Annotated in this window: 14 protein-coding genes and 1 pseudogene; 11 read left to right on the top strand and 4 right to left on the bottom strand. The window is 60.5% G+C overall.

All coding sequences use genetic code 11. From position 1 onward, the window contains the following. The first annotated feature begins 43 nt into the window (after window positions 1-43). The 7 genes from ydcS to ACZRJ6_RS11290 all read left to right on the top strand — a co-directional run bounded on the left by ydcS (window position 44) and on the right by ACZRJ6_RS11290 (window position 9337). Window positions 44-1195, top strand: coding sequence for a putative ABC transporter substrate-binding protein YdcS (gene ydcS, locus ACZRJ6_RS11320; RefSeq protein WP_463968173.1), 1152 nt, complete (start codon window positions 44-46; stop codon window positions 1193-1195). 147 nt (window positions 1196-1342) lie between these two features. Then, a complete protein-coding gene (locus ACZRJ6_RS11315) occupies window positions 1343-2377 on the top strand; it encodes an ABC transporter ATP-binding protein (protein WP_463968172.1) in 1035 nt (344 codons plus the stop codon). 1 nt (window position 2378) lies between these two features. After that, complete coding sequence (locus tag ACZRJ6_RS11310) at window positions 2379-3308, top strand: ABC transporter permease (protein ID WP_350613652.1); 930 nt, start codon at window positions 2379-2381, stop codon at window positions 3306-3308. After that, window positions 3298-4107, top strand: coding sequence for an ABC transporter permease (locus ACZRJ6_RS11305; RefSeq protein ID WP_149412467.1), 810 nt, complete (start codon window positions 3298-3300; stop codon window positions 4105-4107). The genes ACZRJ6_RS11310 and ACZRJ6_RS11305 overlap by 11 nt, the downstream gene beginning before the upstream one ends. 21 nt (window positions 4108-4128) lie before the next feature. Then, window positions 4129-5553: a gamma-aminobutyraldehyde dehydrogenase gene (locus ACZRJ6_RS11300; protein ID WP_463968171.1), complete on the top strand. Its 1425-nt coding sequence runs from the start codon at window positions 4129-4131 to the stop codon at window positions 5551-5553. A gap of 76 nt (window positions 5554-5629) precedes the next feature. Next, window positions 5630-7492 carry an NAD(P)-binding protein gene (locus ACZRJ6_RS11295; protein ID WP_463968170.1) on the top strand — a complete coding sequence of 621 codons (1863 nt, stop codon included), beginning with the start codon at window positions 5630-5632 and terminating at the stop codon, window positions 7490-7492. Between the two features lie 219 nt (window positions 7493-7711). Further along, entirely contained in the window at window positions 7712-9337 is a 1626-nt protein-coding gene (locus ACZRJ6_RS11290; RefSeq protein ID WP_463968169.1) for a glucan biosynthesis protein D, read from the top strand. Between the two features lie 49 nt (window positions 9338-9386). Here the strand turns inward: ACZRJ6_RS11290 and ACZRJ6_RS11285 are convergent. After that, window positions 9387-9570, bottom strand: a pseudogene (locus ACZRJ6_RS11285) (hypothetical protein). A 136-nt stretch (window positions 9571-9706) separates the two neighbouring features. On the opposite strand from ACZRJ6_RS11285, the gene ACZRJ6_RS11280 reads away from it, so the two are divergent. Both ACZRJ6_RS11280 and ACZRJ6_RS11275 read left to right on the top strand, forming a co-directional pair. After that, the gene (locus ACZRJ6_RS11280; RefSeq protein WP_463968168.1) at window positions 9707-10303 is read left to right on the top strand and encodes a TetR/AcrR family transcriptional regulator; all 597 of its coding nucleotides are present in this window, start codon (window positions 9707-9709) and stop codon (window positions 10301-10303) included. 2 nt (window positions 10304-10305) lie between these two features. Then, complete coding sequence (locus tag ACZRJ6_RS11275; RefSeq protein WP_463968167.1) at window positions 10306-11481, top strand: DUF418 domain-containing protein; 1176 nt, start codon at window positions 10306-10308, stop codon at window positions 11479-11481. 58 nt (window positions 11482-11539) lie between these two features. On the opposite strand, the gene ACZRJ6_RS11270 is transcribed toward ACZRJ6_RS11275, so the two are convergent. The 3 genes from ACZRJ6_RS11270 to ACZRJ6_RS11260 all read right to left on the bottom strand — a co-directional run bounded on the left by ACZRJ6_RS11270 (window position 11540) and on the right by ACZRJ6_RS11260 (window position 15197). Further along, a complete protein-coding gene (locus ACZRJ6_RS11270) occupies window positions 11540-12646 on the bottom strand; it encodes an NADH:flavin oxidoreductase/NADH oxidase (protein ID WP_463968166.1) in 1107 nt (368 codons plus the stop codon). A 151-nt stretch (window positions 12647-12797) separates the two neighbouring features. Beyond that, a complete protein-coding gene (gene recJ / locus ACZRJ6_RS11265) occupies window positions 12798-14507 on the bottom strand; it encodes a single-stranded-DNA-specific exonuclease RecJ (RefSeq protein WP_463968165.1) in 1710 nt (569 codons plus the stop codon). Between the two features lie 147 nt (window positions 14508-14654). Continuing rightward, window positions 14655-15197, bottom strand: coding sequence for a YaeQ family protein (locus tag ACZRJ6_RS11260; RefSeq protein ID WP_463968164.1), 543 nt, complete (start codon window positions 15195-15197; stop codon window positions 14655-14657). A 148-nt stretch (window positions 15198-15345) separates the two neighbouring features. On the opposite strand from ACZRJ6_RS11260, the gene ACZRJ6_RS11255 reads away from it, so the two are divergent. Continuing rightward, window positions 15346-16545, top strand: coding sequence for a CaiB/BaiF CoA transferase family protein (locus tag ACZRJ6_RS11255; protein WP_463968163.1), 1200 nt, complete (start codon window positions 15346-15348; stop codon window positions 16543-16545). A gap of 28 nt (window positions 16546-16573) precedes the next feature. Continuing rightward, entirely contained in the window at window positions 16574-17458 is an 885-nt protein-coding gene (locus tag ACZRJ6_RS11250; RefSeq protein WP_463968162.1) for a TIGR02285 family protein, read from the top strand. Window positions 17459-17517 lie beyond the last annotated feature (59 nt).

Genomic DNA, 17517 nt, shown 5'->3' with positions numbered 1-17517 from the left:
TGCAAAAACTGCCCCGACCATAATTAAAGAAGAGGGAACCCCCATGTCTGCGCACAAGACCGCACTGCTCAGTGCCCTGACCACCGCGCTGCTGGCCAGCGTCAGTATCCAGGCCGCCGAACCGCTCAAGGCGGTCGGGGCCGGTGAAGGCCAGTTGGATATCGTCGCTTGGCCCGGCTACATCGAGCGTGGCGAAAGCGACAAGAACTACGACTGGGTCACCGGTTTCGAGAAGGAAACCGGCTGCAAGGTCAACGTCAAGACCGCCGCCACCTCCGATGAGATGGTCAGCCTTATGGCCAAGGGTGGCTACGACCTGGTCACTGCGTCGGGCGATGCCTCGTTGCGACTGATCGGCGGCAAGCGTGTGCAGCCGATCAATACCTCGCTGATCCCCAACTGGAAGAACATCGACCCGCGCCTCAAAGATGCGCCGTGGTACGTGGTTGGCCAGCAAACCTACGGCACCCCGTACCAGTGGGGCCCGAACGTGTTGATGTACAACACCAACGTGTTCAAGACCGCACCTACCAGCTGGAACGTGCTGTTCGAGGCGCAGAACCTGCCGGACGGCAAGCCGAACAAAGGTCGCGTGCAGGCCTATGACGGCCCGATCTACATCGCCGACGCGGCGCTGTACCTCAAGAGCACCCAGCCGGAACTGGGTATCCAGAGCCCGTATGAGCTGACCGAAACCCAGTACAAGGCCGCGCTCGATCTGTTGCGTGCCCAGCAACCGTTGATCCACCGCTACTGGCACGACACCACCGTGCAAATGAGTGACTTCAAGAACGAAGGCGTGGTGGCGTCCAGCGCCTGGCCGTATCAGGTCAACGGCCTGATCAACGAGAAGCAGCCGATTGCCTCGACCATCCCCAAGGAAGGCGCAACCGGCTGGGCCGATACCACCATGTTGCACGCCGAAGCCAAACACCCGAACTGTGCCTACAAGTGGATGGACTGGTCGCTGCAGCCGAAAGTCCAGGGTGATGTCGCGGCGTGGTTTGGCTCCTTGCCAGCGGTACCGGCTGCCTGCCAGGGCAGTGAACTGCTCGGCGCCGAGGGTTGCAAGACCAACGGTTTCGACCAGTTCGAGAAGATCGCCTTCTGGAAAACCCCGCAGGCTGAAGGCGGCAAGTTCGTGCCGTACAGCCGCTGGACCCAGGATTACATTGCGATCATGGGCGGTCGCTAGTCCCAACCTCAAAACATCGCAGCCTCGCTTCGCTCGACAGCTCCTACGCCGACTGTAGGAACTGTCGAGTGAAACGAGGCTGCGAATTTTCCGCATCGCCTCAGATTCAATTTTTATACAAAGCGCGCCTTTTTGGAGCACCGCACCATGACGCTTGCAGTCCAATTCACCCACGTTTCCCGTCAGTTCGGCGAAGTGAAAGCCGTTGACCGGGTTTCCATCGATATCCAGGACGGCGAGTTCTTTTCCATGCTCGGCCCTTCCGGCTCGGGCAAGACCACCTGCCTGCGCCTGATTGCCGGTTTCGAGCAGCCAAGCGCCGGCTCCATCCGCATTCACGGTAAAGAAGCCGCCGGGTTGCCGCCCTATCAGCGGGACGTCAACACCGTGTTTCAGGATTACGCGCTGTTCCCCCACATGAACGTGCGGGACAACGTCGCCTACGGCCTGAAAGTCAAAGGCGTGGGCAAGACCGAACGCCTCAATCGCGCCGAAGAAACGCTGGCCATGGTTGCCCTCGGCGGTTATGGCGAGCGCAAGCCGGTGCAACTGTCCGGTGGCCAACGCCAGCGGGTAGCCCTGGCTCGCGCCTTGGTCAATCGCCCTCGCGTGCTGCTGCTCGATGAGCCCTTGGGCGCCCTCGACCTGAAGCTGCGCGAGCAAATGCAAAGCGAGCTGAAAAAGCTGCAACGCCAGCTCGGCATCACCTTCATCTTCGTCACCCACGACCAGACTGAAGCGCTGTCGATGTCTGATCGGGTTGCGGTCTTCAACAAGGGCCGCATCGAACAGGTCGACACCCCGCGTAACCTGTACATGAAACCGGCCACCACTTTCGTCGCCGAATTCGTCGGCACCTCCAACGTGATTCGTGGCGACCTGGCGCAGCGCTTGAGCGGCAGCCCACAGCCGTTCTCGATCCGCCCGGAACATGTGCGTTTCGCCGAAGGCCCGCTGGGCAGTGGCGAAGTGGAAGTCAGCGGCGTGCTGCATGACATCCAGTACCAGGGCAGCGCCACCCGCTATGAATTGAAACTGGAAAACGGCCAGACGCTGAACATCAGCCAGGCCAACAACCAGTGGCTGGACATCAGCGTCGGCCACCAGACCGGCCAGCCGATCACCGCCCGCTGGGCGCGGGAAGCCATGACCCCGCTGACCGACTTCGCAGGCGAGGTGTGACATGAGCCTGGCCCTGACTCAATCGCCGATGCGCAGGTTTTCCAACCTGCTGTACAGCAAGCCCAACCTGTACCTGTCGCTGCTGCTGATACCGCCGCTGATCTGGTTCGGTGCGATCTATCTGGGTTCATTGCTGACGTTGCTGTGGCAAGGGTTCTACACCTTCGACGACTTCACCATGGCAGTGACGCCGGACCTGACCCTGGCCAACTTCGCCGCGCTGTTCCAGCCGTCGAACTTCGACATCATCCTGCGCACCTTGAGCATGGCGATTGTGGTGTCCATCGCCAGCGCCATCGTCGCGTTCCCCATCGCCTACTACATGGCGCGCTACACCACGGGCAAGACCAAAGCGTTTTTCTACATTGCGGTGATGATGCCGATGTGGGCCAGCTACATCGTCAAGGCTTATGCCTGGACTCTGCTGCTGGCCAAGGGTGGGGTGGCGCAGTGGTTCGTCCAGCACCTGGGGCTGGAGCCGGTGCTGCAGTTCATCATGGGGATTCCCGGTGTCGGCGGCAGCACCTTGTCCACCTCGCATCTGGGGCGGTTCATGGTGTTTGTCTACATTTGGCTGCCGTTCATGATCCTGCCAATCCAGGCGTCCCTGGAACGCTTGCCGCCGTCGTTGCTGCAAGCTTCGGCGGACCTGGGCGCCAAGCCGCGCCAGACCTTCATGCAGGTGATTCTGCCGCTGTCGGTGCCAGGAATTGCTGCCGGTTCCATCTTTACCTTTTCGCTGACCCTGGGCGACTTCATCGTGCCGCAACTGGTAGGCCCGCCGGGCTACTTCGTCGGCGGCATGGTCTACGCCCAGCAAGGCGCCATCGGCAATATGCCCATGGCGGCGGCGTTCACCCTGGTGCCCATCGTATTGATCGCGGTTTACCTGTCTATCGTCAAACGCCTGGGGGCCTTCGATGCACTCTGAAAAAGCTTCGTGGAGTCTAAAAGTTGCGGCTTGGGGCGGACTGGTCTTTCTGCATTTCCCAATCCTGATCATCTTCCTCTACGCCTTCAACACCGAAGAAGCGGCGTTCAGCTTTCCGCCCCAGGGCTTCACCCTGAAGTGGTTCAGCGTCGCCTTCTCAAGGCCCGACGTGCTGGAAGCGATCAAGTTGTCCCTGCAAATCGCCGCCATCGCCACGCTGATTGCGATGGTGCTCGGCACCCTGGCCTCGGCCGCGCTGTATCGCCGGGAGTTCTTCGGCAAGCAAGGCATCTCGCTGATGCTGATCCTGCCGATTGCCCTGCCGGGGATCATCACCGGTATTGCGTTGCTGGCGACCTTCAAGACGTTGGGGATTGAGCCGGGGATGTTCACCATCATCGTCGGCCACGCGACCTTCTGTGTGGTGATCGTCTACAACAACGTCATCGCCCGTTTGCGCCGCACTTCCCACAGCCTGATCGAAGCGTCGATGGATTTGGGCGCCGACGGCTGGCAGACCTTTCGCTACATCATCATGCCCAACCTCGGTTCGGCGTTGCTGGCCGGCGGCATGTTGGCGTTCGCCTTGTCGTTCGACGAAATCATCGTTACCACCTTCACTGCCGGCCACGAGCGCACCTTGCCGCTGTGGCTGCTCAACCAATTGAGCCGACCACGGGATGTGCCGGTGACCAACGTGGTGGCGATGCTGGTGATGATCGTGACGATGTTCCCCATTCTCGGTGCCTATTACCTGACCCGCGGCGGTGAAAGCGTGGCCGGTAGCGGCGGTAAATAATTGTTTGAAGAGGACACTCATATGCAAACCAAACTGCTGATCAACGGCCATCTGGTCGAAGGTGAAGGCCCGGCTCAGCCGGTGTTCAACCCGGCGCTGGGCCGCGTGCTGGTGGAGATCAAGGAAGCCAGTGAAGCGCAGGTCGACGCCGCGGTGCGTGCCGCCGATGCCGCCTTTGAAGGCTGGTCGCAGACGCCGCCCAAAGACCGCTCCTTGCTGTTGCTGAAACTGGCCGATGCCATCGAAGCCCATGGCGAAGAACTGGCCAAGCTTGAGTCGGACAACTGCGGCAAACCCTACAGCGCTGCGCTGAACGACGAGATCCCGGCGGTTGCCGATGTGTTCCGCTTCTTCGCTGGCGCCAGCCGCTGCATGAGCGGTTCGGCGGGCGGTGAATACCTGCCTGGTCACACCTCGATGATCCGCCGCGACCCGGTGGGCGTCATCGCCTCCATCGCGCCGTGGAACTACCCACTGATGATGGTCGCCTGGAAAATTGCCCCGGCCCTCGCCGCCGGTAATACCGTGGTACTCAAGCCGTCGGAACAAACCCCGCTGACCGCCCTGCGCCTGGTGGAACTGGCCGCTGAAATTTTCCCGGCTGGTGTGCTCAACCTGGTGTTTGGCCGTGGGCCAAGTGTTGGCAGCCCGCTGGTCAATCACCCGAAAGTGCGCATGGTTTCGCTGACCGGCTCCATCGCCACGGGTGCCAATATCATTTCCAGCACCGCCGACAGCGTTAAACGCATGCACATGGAACTGGGCGGCAAGGCACCGGTGATCATCTTCAATGACGCCGATATCGATGCGGCTGTAGAGGGAATTCGTACCTTCGGTTTCTACAACGCCGGGCAGGATTGCACCGCCGCGTGCCGGATTTACGCGCAAGCGGGTATCTACGATGCCTTCGTCGAGAAGCTGGGCGCGGCCGTTGCCAGCATCAAATATGGTTTGCAGGATGATCCGGACACCGAACTGGGTCCGCTGATCACCGCGCAACACCGTGACCGCGTGGCCGGCTTTGTCGAGCGTGCGATGGCGCAATCCCACATTCGGTTGATCACCGGCGGCAAGGCGGTGGAAGGCAATGGCTTCTTCTTTGAGCCTACGGTGCTCGCAGATGCGCAGCAAGACGATGAGATCGTGCGGCGCGAGGTGTTCGGGCCGGTGGTGTCGGTAACCAAGTTCACCGATGAGGCACAGGTTTTGGCCTGGGCCAACGATTCTGACTACGGCCTGGCATCCTCGGTGTGGACCGCCGATGTCGGTCGTGCGCATCGTTTGGCAGCACGCTTGCAGTACGGCTGCACCTGGGTAAACACCCACTTCATGCTGGTCAGCGAAATGCCTCACGGCGGTCAGAAACTGTCCGGGTATGGCAAGGACATGTCCATGTACGGGCTGGAGGACTACACCACGGTTCGCCATGTGATGTTCAAGCACTGACGTTTTACCCCTGTGGGAGCGGGCAAGCTCACTCCCACAGGGGTCCTCATAACAATAAATATTTGTAGGTTCTCCCATGGACATTACCCGCCGCGACTTCCTCAACGGCGTCGCCATCACCATCGCTGCCGGTATGACGCCGTTGCAAATCCTCCAGGCCGCCCCCGATGGCCGTTACTACCCGCCGGCCCTCACGGGCCTTCGGGGCAGCCACGTCGGCTCGTTCGAGATTGCCCACCAGATGGGCTGGGAGAAAAAGGTCTTCGACACCGAAAAACTGCCGATCACTGAAGACTACGACCTGGTGGTGGTCGGTGGTGGCCTGAGCGGTTTGTCAGCGGCCTGGTTCTACCGCGAGAAACATCCGAAGGCGAAGATCCTGATCCTGGAAAACCACGATGACTTCGGCGGCCATGCCAAGCGCAACGAGTTCCAGGCCGGTGGCCGGATGATCATCGGTTATGGCGGCAGCGAGGCGTTCCAGTCGCCCAATCATCTGTACAGCCAGGAAGTGAACGGCCTGCTGAAAAAACTCGGGGTGAATATCAAACGCTTCGAGACCGCCTTCGACCGTCAGTTCTATCCAGGGTTGGGCCTGTCGCGCGGGGTGTTCTTCGATAAGGAAAACTTCGGTGAAGACAAACTGGTCACCGGCGACCCGACGCCGATGGTGGCCGACGATATCGCCCCGGATCAGTTGCATGCCCGCGCCATCAGCGACTTCATCAACGACTTCCCGCTACCCGAAGCCGACCGCCAGGCACTGATCGCCCTGCACGTCGCACCCAAGGACTACCTGCCAGGCAAGACCGCCGAGGAAAAGGCCGACTACCTGGCCGTCACCAGCTATCGCAATTTCCTGCTCAAGGACGTGGGATTGTCTGAAGGCGCGGTGAAGTACTTCCAGAGCCGTACCAATGACTTCATGGCCCTGAGCATTGATGCTGTTGCGTCGTCCGATGCCTACAACGTGGGCTTCCCCGGCTTCGGCGGGATGAACCTGGCGCCCATCAGCGAAGAAGCTGCGGCGGAAATGGAAGAGCCCTACATCTACCACTTCCCCGATGGCAACGCGTCCCTGGCACGCCTGATGGTGCGCAGCTTGATTCCGGCCGTGGCGCCGGGGCACACAATGGATGACGTGGTGCTGGCAGCGTTTGACTACGCCAAGCTTGATCAGCCCAAGGCACCGGTGCGGATACGCTTGAACAGCACCGCAGTCAGCGTGCGCAACGTTGGCGACGGCGTGCATATCGGCTACAGCCGTGGCGGCAAGCTCGCCCAGGTACGCGGCAAACGCTGCATCCTGGCCTGCTACAACATGATGATTCCGTACCTGCTGCGCGACCTCCCGGCGGAACAGGCCCACGCCCTGAGCCAGAATGTGAAATTCCCGCTGGTGTACACCAAGGTGGTGATCCGCAACTGGCAGTCATTCCAGAAGCTCGGCGTGCATGAGATTTACGCGGCCACCCAGCCCTACAGCCGGATCAAGCTGGACTACCCGGTGAGCATGGGCGGCTACGATCACCCTCGCGATCCAACGCAGCCGATTGGTTTGCACATGGTCTACGTGCCCACCAGCCCCAACAGCGGCATGAACGCCCGCGACCAGGCCCGCGCCGGACGCGGTCGGTTGTATGGGCAGACCTTCGAAGTGCTTGAGGCGCAACTGCGCGATCAGTTGCAACGCATGCTCGGCCCAGGCGGGTTCAACCATGAGACGGACATCCTGGCGATCACGATCAATCGCTGGACCCATGGTTATGCGTACTTTTCCAACAGCCTGTTTGATGATGCCGACGAAAGCGAAAAGCTGATGAACCTGGCGCGCAAGCCAGTGGGGCATGTAAGCATCGCCAACTCGGATGCGGCGTGGAGCGCTTATGCTCATGCGGCGATTGATGAGGCGTGGCGGGCGGTAGGAGAAGTGAGCTAACCAGCATTTCGGAGCGAGCTTGCTCGCTCCTACATATTTTGTTTCATATGCAACGCCATCAACCCGCTATCAATCATTTTTTATCCGCCACCGAACGGCTTAAGCTATTTGGCATCTGTTTAATGTCCGTTGCGTTTGGCCGAAGGCATGTCCGAACCGTTATTTCTGATCCAGCACGTGCCAGGAACGGCGCGGGATTGTCCACGACAGGTTGTCTCTATGCACCGCAGGAATTTGCTCAAAGCGTCCATGGCCATCGCGGCTTACACCGGTCTATCGGCCAGCGGCCTCTTGGCTGCACAGGCCTGGGCGGGTAATCGCACCGCTGATGGCGAGGCCCAGGCGTTCGACTTCGACGCACTGAAGATCCAGGCCAAGCAACTGGCCGGCAAGCGCTACCAGGACACCAAGCAGGTGCTGCCGCCGACCCTGGCGACCATGACCCCGCAGAACTTCAATGCCATCGGCTACGACGGCAAGCATTCGTTGTGGAAAGAGGTGAACGGCCAATTGGACGTGCAGTTTTTCCATGTCGGCATGGGCTTCAAGACGCCAGTGCGCATGCATAGCGTCGACCCGAAAACCCGTCAGGCCCGCGAGGTGCATTTCCGGCCGTCGCTGTTCAACTATGAAAAAACCACAGTGGACACCAAACAGCTCACAGGTGACCTGGGTTTTTCCGGGTTCAAGCTGTTCAAGGCCCCAGAACTGGATCGGCACGACGTGCTGTCTTTCCTCGGCGCCAGCTATTTCCGCGCGGTGGATGCCACCGGTCAGTACGGTCTCTCTGCCCGCGGCCTGGCAATCGACACCTACGCGAAAAAACGCGAGGAATTCCCCGACTTCACCCAGTTCTGGTTCGAGACCCCGGACAAGGACAGCACCCGTTTCGTGGTCTACGCCCTGCTGGACTCGCCGAGCGCCACGGGTGCCTACCGTTTCGACATCGACTGCCAGGCCAACCAGGTCGTCATGGCCATCGACGCCCATATCAACGCCCGCACCACCATTGAACAACTGGGCATCGCACCGATGACCAGCATGTTCAGCTGTGGCACCCATGAACGGCGGATGTGCGACACCATCCACCCGCAAATCCACGACTCGGATCGCCTGGCGATGTGGCGCGGCAACGGTGAGTGGATCTGCCGCCCGCTGAACAACCCGGCGACCTTGCAGTTCAACGCCTTCGCAGACAAAGACCCGAAAGGCTTCGGCCTGGTGCAGACCGACCATGAGTTCGCCAGCTATCAGGACACGGTCGACTGGTACAGCAAGCGTCCAAGCCTGTGGGTAGAACCGACAACCTCGTGGGGCGAAGGCTCTATCGACCTGTTGGAAATCCCTACTACCGGTGAAACCATGGACAACATCGTGGCTTTCTGGACTCCGAAAAAACCAGTGGCCGCTGGCGACTCGTTGAACTACGGCTACAAGCTGTACTGGAGCGCGTTACCGCCGGTCAGTACACCGCTGGCGCAGGTCGACGCCACCCGTTCGGGCATGGGTGGTTTCACTGAAGGTTGGGCGCCGGGCGAGCATTACCCGCCCGTCTGGGCACGACGTTTTGCCGTGGACTTCAAAGGGGGCGGCCTGGACCGCTTGCCAGAGGGCACGGGGATCGAGCCGGTAGTCACCTGCTCCCATGGCGAACTGAAGGACTTCAGCGTGCTGGTGCTGGATGCCATCAAGGGCTATCGAATCCTGTTCGACTGGTATCCGACCAGTGACAGTGTGGAGCCCGTGGAACTGCGACTGTTCATCCGCACCAATGACCGGACCCTGAGTGAAACCTGGTTGTACCAGTACTTCCCGCCAGCACCGGACAAGCGCAAATACACGTAACGCACGATCGTTCCCGCGTTCATTCGCGTGGGAACGATCCCCTGCGTGGTCAGAAGCGCGAAATACTCTTCATCGCCCCAATCAGATACCGCATCTCTACCTGATCGTTCTCGGTCAGGGCGCGGTACTGTTCCAGTAATTCAGCTTCCTGCGCACTCAACCGACGGCACGCCAGGATATCCTGCGGGCCATAAAAAACATCAGCCCCCCGCAACACCATAGGACTTGGCCATGAACTGTTTCTCCTTTGAAAACAACGACTCCTAATGCCCATAACCGCCCCCCTGAAGCGCTACAGCTAAAAAGCTTGCAGAGAACTCTTACCCGGCCTTAAATTGACTGACCAATCAATTAATTAATAGGCCAGGCATGCGCACCATCGACCCCCTGCAACGTGAGAGCAAAAGGATGGCGTTGCTCGATGCCGCGTCCCAGTGTTTTGCGCAAGCCGGTTTCGTCGCCACACGCACCGCTGACATCTGCGCTCGTGCAGGGATGAGTGCCGGCAATCTGTTCCATTACTTCGCCAGCAAGCATGAAGTGTTACTGGCCTTGGTAGCTCGTGAAGGTGAACAGATCCAACAAGCCATGGCGCCCCTGGCCGAGGCCGAAGACCCCATGACCGAGTTGTTGGCGTTCCTGGATCAGGTCTGCCAACTGGCCTGTGATCGTCACTATGCTGGCCTTGCCCTGGAAATCTCGGCCCTGGGGCATCGCGACGAAGCCGTGGCGCGACTGGTGAAAGCTAACGACCGGTACTTGCGCGATGGCTTGGAGGCGCTGGTGCGTGCGGCCGACAAGGCCGGGCAGTTGCAGACGGTATTGAGTGCGGCCGAGGCGGCCAACTGGCTGGCGACCTTGATCGATGGCATGTTTGCCCGGGTTGCTGCCGATGCGGACTTCCATCCGAATCAACAAACCGAAGTGCTACAAGGGCTGGTGGTTCACCTGCTGCAGGGGCGCTGAGCATGACCCTGGCACACACCCGCCTGGTGCACGTCGACGCATTACGCGGGTTTGCCTTGCTCGGCATTCTGGTGGTGAACATTTGGGCGTTCGCCGACCCCTATTACGCCTCGACCACCAGCAACCCCGACTACACCAGCAACACCGACCACCTGATTCGGTTGCTAATGGCCCTGTTGTTTGAAACCAAGTTCTACCTGCTGTTTTCGTTCCTGTTCGGCTACAGCTTCACCTTGCAGATAGCCGCCGCCGAACGGGCCCAGGCCGCGTTCGTGCCGCGCATGGTGCGCCGGCAACTGGCGTTGCTGGCCCTGGGCCTTGCCCATGGCACCTTGCTGTATTACGGGGAAATCCTTTCCACCTATGCCCTGCTTGGCCTGGTGCTCCTGGCTGCACGCAACCTCAAACCTGCGAGCGCCAAGCGGCTGGCGATCTGGCTGGTGGCGATTGCCTGTTCGACCTGGATGGTGCTTGGCCTCCTGCAAACGCTGGAGGGCGATGTGGTGGGTGTTGGCAGTAACGAGGCGGCCGACAAGCTCGGGGCGTTTTCCGGCAGCGCCCTGGACACCCTGCACTTCCATAGCCGCCACCTGTGGAACACGCTGCTGGCGTTATGGCAACTGCAAGGCCCTAGCGCCCTGGCGATGTTCTTCCTCGGTTACGCCGCAGGGCGACAACAACTGCTGGTGGCCCCCTATGCCTGGGAACCGCGCCTGCGACACCTGTTGATCCTGACCTTGCCCACCGGCCTGCTTGGCGCCTTGATCTACGCCCTGACTGCCGCCTACGCCCCCGGTGGTGGCCTGGAAACCTTTGCCTTCGGCATTGGGCAACTAACAGCTCCGCTGCTGACCACCGCCTACGGCCTATTGATGCTCGCGCTGTTCAATTCTTCGGCAGGACCATGGCTGTGTGCCCTGCTGGCGCCGGTGGGCAAGATGTCCTTGAGCAACTACCTGCTGCAATCGGCGCTGCTGGGACTGTTGTTCACCGGCTATGGAACAGGGCTGGTCAATCAGATCGAACCGCTGCTGATCCTGCCGATGGCGGCGGCGATCTTCGTCCTGCAACTGTGGCTGAGCGCGCGCTGGTTGCGCAGCCATCCCTATGGACCGTTCGAGTGGCTGCTCAGGGCTGCGACGCTGCTGGCTTGGCCGAGTTGGCGGCGCAGCACGTAGCGTCAAGAAAGAAAAACCCACCGGTTCAGGGGTGGGTTTCAATGGAACAAGCTAGTTCTCAATCCCGCAGGTCAGACTCATGAATAGGCTGATCCCTGTGCGTCGCACGCTGATACTGCGCCGGCCAGATGGCCTTGCGTCCGCCTAGGTCATCGTCGGCATGTAGCGGCCAGTACGGATCACGCAACAGCTCACGGGCCAGGAAGATGATGTCTGCCTGGCAGGTGCGCAGGATGTGCTCGGCTTGAGCAGGCTCGGTAATCATTCCCACGGTGCCGGTGGCTATTCCTGACTCTTGGCGCACGCGCTCGGCGAAGCGGGTCTGGTAACCGGGGCCTATAGGGATTTCCGCATTGGCGGCGGTGCCGCCGGACGATACGTCGATCAGGTCGACGCCCAGGTCTTTCAGGCGCCGGGCCAGCTCCACGGTTTCGTCCGGGTTCCAGCCATCTTCAACCCAGTCAGTGGCCGACACCCGCACAAACAGCGGCAGTTCTTGCGGCCAGACCTCGCGCACCGCCTCGGTGACCTGCAGCACCAGGCGGATGCGATTTTCAAAGGAGCCGCCGTACTGATCCTGGCGCTGATTGCTCAGGGGCGAGAGAAATTGATGCAACAAATAGCCATGGGCGGCATGAATTTCCACCACGCTGAAACCTGCGCTCAAGGCGCGCTTGGCGGCGGCGACAAAATCAGCAATCACGCCCTGGATTTGCTCTTCGTCCAACTGTTTCGGTGCAGTGTGCTGCGGGTCGAAGGCAATCGGTGATGGCCCGATAGGTACCCAGCCGCCGTCTTCGGGCTTGACGCTGCCGTGCTTGCCGATCCACGGCCGATGGGTACTCGCCTTGCGCCCGGCGTGGGCCAATTGAATCCCCGCCACCGAGCCTTGGGCGCTGATGAAGCGGGTGATACGTTGCAGGGGTTCGATCTGTTCGTCGTTCCAAAGCCCCAGGTCCTGGGCGGTGATCCGACCATCGGCAGTCACGGCAGTGGCTTCGGTAAAAATCAGCCCAGCGCCGCCGACGGCACGGCTGCCGAGGTGCACCAGGTGCCAGTCATTGGCCAGGCCGTCAACGGCGCTGTACTGGCACATTGGCGACACGGCAATGCGGTTGAGTAGGGTCAGTTGGCGTAGGGTATAGGGTTCAAGCAGCAGACTCATGGGGCACCTCTTTTATGCAGTGGGCAGGCTCCAGGGTTCTGTTTGAAAGGTCGACGAAAAACCCGTCCCCGGCGGGCTGAAAAAAGACAAGGTCACAAGACCAATCACACAGTACTTAGAGATTAGTCGACAACGGGGGATTGCACAGGGTTCAGCGCGGCTCGATGTGGGCAATCATCAACTGTACGGTTTCCTGGCCACGAAATTCATTGACGTCCAGCTTGTAGGCCAACTCCACCCAGCGAATGGTCGGGTTTGGCCAAATCTCGCGGTCGATGCCAAAGGCGATGCCGTCCAGTTTCACCGAGCCACATTCACTCTTGAGTACCACTTTGAGGTGCCGCTCGCCCACCACACGCTGTTCCACCAACTGGAACACACCGTGAAACAACGGCTCGGGAAAATGCTGGCCCCACGGCCCGGCGTTGCGCAGGGCGCGGGCCAGTTCCAGGTGGAATTCCTCGACCGCCAGGGTGCCATCAGATAGCAGGCGGCCGGTGAGGTCTTCTTCGCGCAACTGCCGACGTACTTCGGCGTCGAAGGCTTCGGCGAACAGCGGGAAATTGGCTTCAGGCAAGGTCAGGCCGGCCGCCATGGCGTGGCCGCCGTACTTGGCGATCAGGTTCGGGTGCTGGCTAGCCACCACCGCCAGGGCATCGCGAATATGAAAGCCCGGAACCGAACGCCCCGACCCCTTGAGCAAGCCGTCGCCGGCATCGGCAAAGGCGATGGTCGGGCGGAAGTAACGCTCTTTCATCCGCGACGCCAGAATCCCGATGACGCCCTGGTGCCACTCCGGATCGAACAGGCACAGGCCGAACGGCATGGACTCCACCGGCAAGTCCTTGAGTTGGGCCAGCGCTTCGCGCTGCATGCCCTGCTCGATGGACTTGCGGTCCTGGTTCATGCCGTCCAGTTGCGCGGCCATTTCCCGGGCCGCGGCGAAGTCGCTGGTGAGCAGGCATTCGATGCCCAGGCTCATATCATCCAGACGGCCGGCGGCGTTGAGCCTTGGGCCAAGGATAAAACCCAGGTCGGTGGACGTGATGCGCGCGTGATCGCGCTTGGCCACTTCGAGGATCGCCTTGATCCCCGGCCGGGCGCGACCGGCGCGAATGCGTTCCAGGCCTTGATAGACCAGGATGCGGTTGTTGGCGTCCAGGGGGACCACGTCGGCCACGCTGCCCAGGGCCACCAGGTCCAACAGCTCGCCGATGTTCGGCTGGGGTTTGCTCTCGTACCAGCCAAGGTTGCGCAAACGGGCGCGCAAGGCCATCAGCACGTAGAAGATCACGCCAACACCGGCCAGGGCTTTGCTGGGGAACTCGCAGCCTGGCTGGTTCGGGTTGACGATAGCATCAGCCGCCGGTAGTTCGTCGCCGGGCAAATGGTGGTCGGTGACGAGCACCTTGAGCCCCGCCGCTTTCGCCGCCGCCACGCCTTCGACGCTGGAGATGCCGTTGTCCACGGTGATCAGCAACTGCGGCTCGCGCTGCAGGGCCACGGCGACGATTTCCGGGGTCAGGCCATAGCCGTACTCAAAACGGTTGGGCACCAGGTAGTCGACGTGAGCGGCACCGAGCAAGCGCAGGCCAAGCATGCCCACGGTGCTGGCGGTGGCGCCGTCGGCATCAAAGTCACCGACGATCAGGATCCGCTGGCGCTGCTCCAGGGCGATCACCAGCAAATCCACTGCGGCATCGATACCCTTGAGCTGCTGATACGGGATCAACCGTGCCAGGCTTTTATCCAGCTCGGCTTCCGACTCCACCCCACGTGCGGCGTAGAGTCGGGTCAACAGCGGTGGCAGTTCACCGAGAAATGGCAGGACGGCGGGCAGCGGGCGAGGTTCGATACGCATGGGGTGACGGGGGCTTCTCTTAAATTCTAGGAGCGAGCTTGCTCGCGATGGTCGTTAACGATGACGCGTGTTGCCTGAATAAACGCGTTGTCCTCAGGTTCATCGCGAGCAAGCTCGCTCCTACAGGAGGCCGCATAAAACCAATGCCTAGCCGCGCTCGCCAACCAGCCATTCAAGCTGGACTTCATGCTGGCCACGGTCATCGGTCACAAAGATCGTACCCTCGCTGATCATCACGTCCCACTTGATCACCCGTGGCATGTCTTTGGCCAAGGTTTCGAGAATCTCCTGGGGCACGGCAGCGATGTGCACGTTTTTCAGGTTTTTCGCCACGGGAATCACCTTGCCTTCCCAGACCCGCAAGCTGCCGTAAGCCAGCAAGCTGGTGCGTTCGGTGCGACGCGAGCACCAGGTCAGGCGGTCGGCATCGGGCTGGCCGACTTCGATCCAGTGCAAAACCCGATCATCCAGGCTTTTTTCCCACAGGGCTGGCTCGTCTACATCTGACAGACCACGACCAAACGACAACTGCTCGTTGTACCAAAAGGCATAGGCCAGCAAACGCACGGTCATGCGCTCTTCGGTTTCCGACGGGTGGCGGGCGATGGTCCGCTTGACGCTCTCGTACACCGAACGATCGAGGTCGGTGAGGTTGAGTTCAAATTTGTAGGTCGTGGACGGCTGGGCCATGAACGGACTTCTAGAGACAGGGAAAGGCGGCAAGTCTAACCGATGGAGGGGGCATTCAACGAATCCTGCGCTATATCATCCTTATCCCTGCACCGCTCGCCTATGTTAAAAGGCATCACAAACACGCCACGCGCCTGAAAGGATCCTCATGTCGTTTACCGCCAAACCGCTTGCCGGCCTGAAAGTCATCGAACTCGGCACTCTGATCGCCGGCCCTTTCGCGTCCCGCATCTGCGCCGAGTTCGGTGCCGAGGTGATCAAGGTCGAATCCCCGGATGGCGGCGACCCTCTGCGCAAATGGCGCAAGCTGTATGAAGGCACGTCCTTGTGGTGGTTCGTCCAGGCGCGCAACAAACAGTCGCTGACCCTGAACCTCAAACACCCGGACGGCCTAGCGATCCTCAAGCAATTGCTGGCAGATGCGGACATTCTGATCGAGAACTTTCGCCCTGGGGTGCTGGAAAAACTCGGCCTTAGCTGGGAAACCTTGCACGCGCTGAACCCTAAACTGGTGATGGTGCGCCTCTCGGGCTTCGGCCAGACCGGGCCGATGAAGAATCAACCGGGATTCGGCGCGGTGGGCGAATCCATGGGTGGCCTGCGCTATATCACTGGTTTCGAGGACCGTGCGCCGGTGCGAACCGGGATTTCCATCGGCGATTCGATTGCCGCCTTGTGGGCGGTGATCGGCGCGCTGATGGCTTTGCGTCATCGCGAGGTCAACGGTGGCCTGGGCCAGGTGGTGGATGTGGCGTTGTATGAAGCCATCTTCGCCATGATGGAAAGCATGATTCCGGAGTTCGACGTGTTCGGTTTTATCCGCGAGCGCACCGGCAATATCATGCCGGGAATTACGCCCTCGTCGATCCACACCAGCGCCGACGGCAAGCATGTGCAGATCGGCGCCAATGGCGATGCGATCTTCAAGCGTTTCATGCTGGTCATTGGGCGCGAGGATTTGGCCAATGACCCGCAACTTGCCAGCAACGATGGCCGTGACAGCCGGCGCGACGAGCTGTATGGGGTGATTGATCGATGGGTCAATTCGTTGCCACTGGAGCAAGTGGTAGAGCAGTTGAACCAGGCCGAGGTACCCGCCAGCCGGATCTACAGCGCTGAAGACATGCTCGGCGATCCGCAATTTCTCGCCCGCGAGATGTTCCTCCAGGCGAAGCTGCCAGGGGGCAAGGACTTCAAGATGCCCGGCATCGTGCCCAAACTCTCGGACACCCCCGGCAGCTGCGAGTGGGTCGGCCCGCAGTTGGGAGAGCACAACGCTGTGGTGCTCAACTCACTGGGCTACGACGACGTGGCCATTACCCGTTTGCGTAAAGACGGCGCTATCTGATGCGGTTTTCAGGAGAACACTCAAGATAATGGCCTGTCGCCTCAAGAGACGCTTCCTTCGCCTATTTTTCATTACTTCGCTGCTCGGGGCGCTGCCGCTATCGAGCCAGGCCGAGGTAACCTTGACGTGGCTGGTGCGCGACCTGCCGCCGATGACCATTTTCGAAGGCCCGCAAAAGGGTCAGGGCACCGTCGACCAATTTCTGCCGATACTCATTGAACACTTGCCGGAATACCGGCACCAGATCCTCCACGTCAACCGTGCCCGAGGCATGCAAATGCTGCTGGCGCCCTCCTTCACCTGCGATCCGTCCTTGCTGTGGACGCAGGCACGAGCAAAGTCGATTGTATTTTCCACCCAAGCGTTCGCGGTGCTAAGCAATGGCGTGGCGATCCGTCGATCCCAACAGGACGCGCTGGCGCCTTTCGTCGTTGACGGCAAGGTCGACCTGGGAAAGCTGTTGGACGCCAGGGACGCGCGCCTTGGGGTAGTCGCCGAGCGCAGCTATGGCCCTTTCATTGATGAGCGATTGCAACACACTGACCCGCACAAACTAGCGCCGCATTACGGCAACGATGCACTGGGAAGCCTGTTGCAAATGCAGCGCCTGGGGCGACTGGAGGCTGTGCTGGGCTACTGGACGGAAATTCGTTATCAGGCCCGGCAACAGGGTATTGATCCCAACGACTTGATCTTCTATCCGATCACCGGCACCGCGCTTTATCAGCGAATCCATATCGGTTGCTCCGACACGGCCCAGGGTCGACAAGCCATTGAACACATCGACCACGTGTTGCAAAGCGTTCCCCAGGAGCCACTGCTACAGTCCTACGCCTCATGGCTCGACCCGGTGCTGCGCGAACAATACCTGAAAGACAACCCGCAGTTTTTCGAAGATTCTCCAGGCCAATGACAAATCCCGGGCAAAAAGAAACCCCGAGAAGTGGGGAGACGACTCGGGGTTAAACGTGG

This window comes from Pseudomonas sp. C321 (genome assembly GCF_055407105.1).
This window is presented reverse-complemented; position numbering and strand designations above follow the sequence as displayed.